A 2,936-nucleotide genomic window follows, 5' to 3' on the forward strand; every position below is an offset into this window, starting at 1 on the left:
GCGAGAAATCTGCAGTAGATATGATATCCATCTTATAGCAGATGAAGTAATGGTTGGTTTTGGAAGAAGTGGTGAAATGTTTGCATGTAGTAGTGCTAACATAACACCAGATTTTCTTGTTTTATCTAAAGGTCTTACAGGTGGCTATCTTCCTCTCTCAGTTGTACTAACAACAGATGAAATATATGCTTCATTTTATTGTGATTATAGTGAGAATAGGGCATTTCTGCACTCTCACAGTTATACAGGAAATGCACTTGCATGTGCAGCAGCAAATGCAACTCTAGATATCTTTGAAGATGAAAATGTTATAGAAAAAAACAAAGAGACTACAAAACAGATGCAAGAAGAACTTTTAAAGTTTAAGGCTCTTAAGAATGTTTTATCAACTAGACAAACAGGGATGGTATGTGCGGTTGAGCTTAAAGGGTATGATCCAAAGGATAGAGTTGGGCTTAAAGTATATGAATATGGTTTAAAAAATGGTGTTTTATTGCGTCCGCTTGGACATGTAGTCTATTTTATGCCACCATATATTATCTCTAAAGATGAGATAAAAAAAATGATGCAAGTAGCATATGAAGCGATACAAAGCCTCTCTTAATCAAAAGAGGAGTTGTTTTGCATATTGTCTAAAAGTAGAAGTCTGCAGCTTTTTTCTAAGATTGCAATTCTTTTTGCCATCTCATGAATATCTCTGTTGTAAGTATAAACTCCAAAGCCACGAATAACCATTATGTCTCTTTTCTTGCTTTGAAAATAGTAAGCAATTTCACTATTTGCACGTTCATACCAATCATCAAAACTTCTTGGATCTACTATATCAATAGAACCTATTTCGTGATATCCAAAATAGTCTCTTGGAATTATTACATTATGATCAAGTGAATAAGCAGTTGTAAATGGTGGCATGCTAAAGCAGATGAATTTTGCATCAGATATTTGTGAGTAAATACTATAGTGTATACCAGAGTCTATACTAGCCTTATTCCAACTATAATCTTTTTTGTAATAAAGTTCTATAAGCGAAGAGTCTTCAAGTGCATCAAAAATAGCTTCTTTACTATTTATAATAAAACGATTTGACTCAGTTTTAGCAGAGATTGAACCATGAAAGATTCCAAAGAAATCTTTTCTAAACATTGACAGTGCCAAAGAAGATAGTTTCTCTTTTAGATGCTCTTTATTCATTTTAATTGCCCGTCTATTTTTGGCATAAGTTTAACATAACTTTCCTATTAAATTTTTCACCATATTTGTAAAAATCATTTGACAATAATATCATCAAAAAAAAGCTCTCTATTGGTTTCAAAGTTTTCTACAAGCTTTGTAAAACACCCTCCAAGTTCTCTAATAGTTTCAATATTTGGCTCTATATATATCTTATTTGCTTTTTTTTGCATTTTAATTACACCTGCTTCGCGCAGTAGTTGAAGATGTTTTGAGATTGTTGGTAGAGAAAATTCAAAATGTTGTGCAATTGTGCTGACACATGTAGCATGAGCGTTTATTTTTGCATTTTTATTTTTCTCTTCAATAGAGCATACATAACCACCTGTAAATACATTTTTAAAGATTAAAAAACGTGTTTCATTGCCAAGTGCCTTAAATATTTTTATTTTTTGTTGCATATCTAACATCTTTTTTCCTTGACACATAATAAAAATAATTATACCATACAAAAAGTTATTTAGTTAAATGCCTAAATATGAAAATTGATTTTATGGAGTGTTATTATGAAAAAGTTATTAAGTTTGTTTAGTTTAGTATTTGTTCTCTTCTCAAATACTGTATATGCAAAAGAAGATCCAAAGATGCCTCTTATAAATGAAGCTATAAAAGAGGTAGGAGAGATTTCCCCCAAAGCTCTAAAAGAGATTTTTGAAAATGAGGATAAAGTTGTAATTCTTGATGTTAGAGAGACAGAACAAAGAGCAGAGGGTTATATATATGATGAATTTACTCCGGTTAAGACAGTATCAATTACTCGCGGAAATCTAGAGTGGGAAGTACCAACAAAGATTGAAGATAAAGATATCTTAATTGTAACATACTGTAGAAATGGCGGACGTGGTGCACTCGCTGCACAAACGTTAAAAAAGCTTGGGCATAAAAATGTTAAAAATCTCAAAGGTGGAATTCAAGACTGGGCAAAAGCTGGATATAGCGTACAAACTGGTTTGGGTGTAACAGTGCTCACAACAAGATAGATAAATGAAAAAAAATCTCAATAGATTATTTCTCTTGATCTTTTGCCATTTGTTTGTTTATGCAGAAGTAGTCCCAGATGCTCAGATAAGACTTCGTTTTGAAAGCTTTGACAATATGAATGAGAAGTACTATGGAAGTAAACCAAAGGTGGGCGAGGGTCATGACAGTTACCTTATGACGAGAATAAGATTAGGACTTAATTATGAATTTAATGACAATTGGAGTGCTAAGGTTTCCCTTCAAGATGCAAGAGTTTTTGACTGGGGATTTACAAGCGATGACTGGTATAACAAAGAGTTTGGACAAGTGCATAGCTCACAAAGTGATTCTTTTGAACTAAGTAAAACATACCTCAAATATGAAAACTCAAATCTCGCTATAACTGTTGGTAGACAAAGCATCTCATACGGTGATGCAAGAGTTTTTGGCCCTGGAGAGTGGAAGAACGCTGGAAAATGGATTTGGGATGCCACTAAAGTTTCTCTCAAAGATGGTGAGCATTTTTTAGATTTTTTTTATGGTGCAACTATGCTTCACGATCCTGATCAGTTTAGCTTAAATCACCGTCATGGCTATTATGGTGGAGGGGTATACGGACATTATGTTTATAAAGAACATGCTGCATTTGAACCTATCTTTGCTTATAAACAAAACAGAAAAGAAAATGAACTCTACAACTCTTTAGAGAGCTTTTATGTAGGGGCAAGAGTTTATGATAATGATAT

5 protein-coding genes are annotated in these 2,936 nt (G+C 33.0%); 3 read left to right on the top strand and 2 right to left on the bottom strand.

Annotation, left to right across the window (positions count from 1 at the left end):
- Positions 1-604: aminotransferase class III-fold pyridoxal phosphate-dependent enzyme (locus tag PHI38_RS10075; protein WP_299855732.1), on the top strand; the 604-nt coding region annotated here is incomplete at its 5' end.
- Here PHI38_RS10075 and PHI38_RS10080 read toward each other — a convergent pair.
- Positions 601-1,191 carry a class II aldolase and adducin N-terminal domain-containing protein gene (locus PHI38_RS10080; protein WP_299855734.1) on the bottom strand — a complete coding sequence of 197 codons (591 nt, stop codon included), beginning with the start codon at positions 1,189-1,191 and terminating at the stop codon, positions 601-603. The genes PHI38_RS10075 and PHI38_RS10080 overlap by 4 nt on opposite strands.
- Positions 1,192-1,265: 74 nt before the next feature.
- Entirely contained in the window at positions 1,266-1,640 is a 375-nt protein-coding gene (locus PHI38_RS10085; RefSeq protein ID WP_299855736.1) for a helix-turn-helix transcriptional regulator, read from the bottom strand.
- 96 nt (positions 1,641-1,736) lie between these two features.
- Here PHI38_RS10085 and PHI38_RS10090 point away from each other — a divergent pair, with 96 nt between their 5' ends.
- On the top strand, positions 1,737-2,210 hold the full coding sequence (locus tag PHI38_RS10090) for a rhodanese-like domain-containing protein (protein WP_299855738.1): 474 nt from the start codon (positions 1,737-1,739) through the stop codon (positions 2,208-2,210).
- A gap of 4 nt (positions 2,211-2,214) precedes the next feature.
- Positions 2,215-2,936: alginate export family protein (locus PHI38_RS10095; protein WP_299855740.1), on the top strand; the 722-nt coding region annotated here is incomplete at its 3' end.

Origin of the sequence: Sulfurimonas sp. (genome assembly GCF_028694895.1) — a bacterium.
Classification (GTDB): domain Bacteria; phylum Campylobacterota; class Campylobacteria; order Campylobacterales; family Sulfurimonadaceae; genus Sulfurimonas.

What these genes read in the sequence shown, in the direction of transcription:
- PHI38_RS10080 (WP_299855734.1), bottom strand. Translation starts at nt 1,191, where the DNA reads ATGAATAAAGAGCATCTAAAAGAGAAACTATCTTCTTTGGCACTGTCA.
- PHI38_RS10090 (WP_299855738.1), top strand. Translation starts at nt 1,737, where the DNA reads ATGAAAAAGTTATTAAGTTTGTTTAGTTTAGTATTTGTTCTCTTCTCA.
- PHI38_RS10085 (WP_299855736.1), bottom strand. Translation starts at nt 1,640, where the DNA reads ATGTTAGATATGCAACAAAAAATAAAAATATTTAAGGCACTTGGCAAT.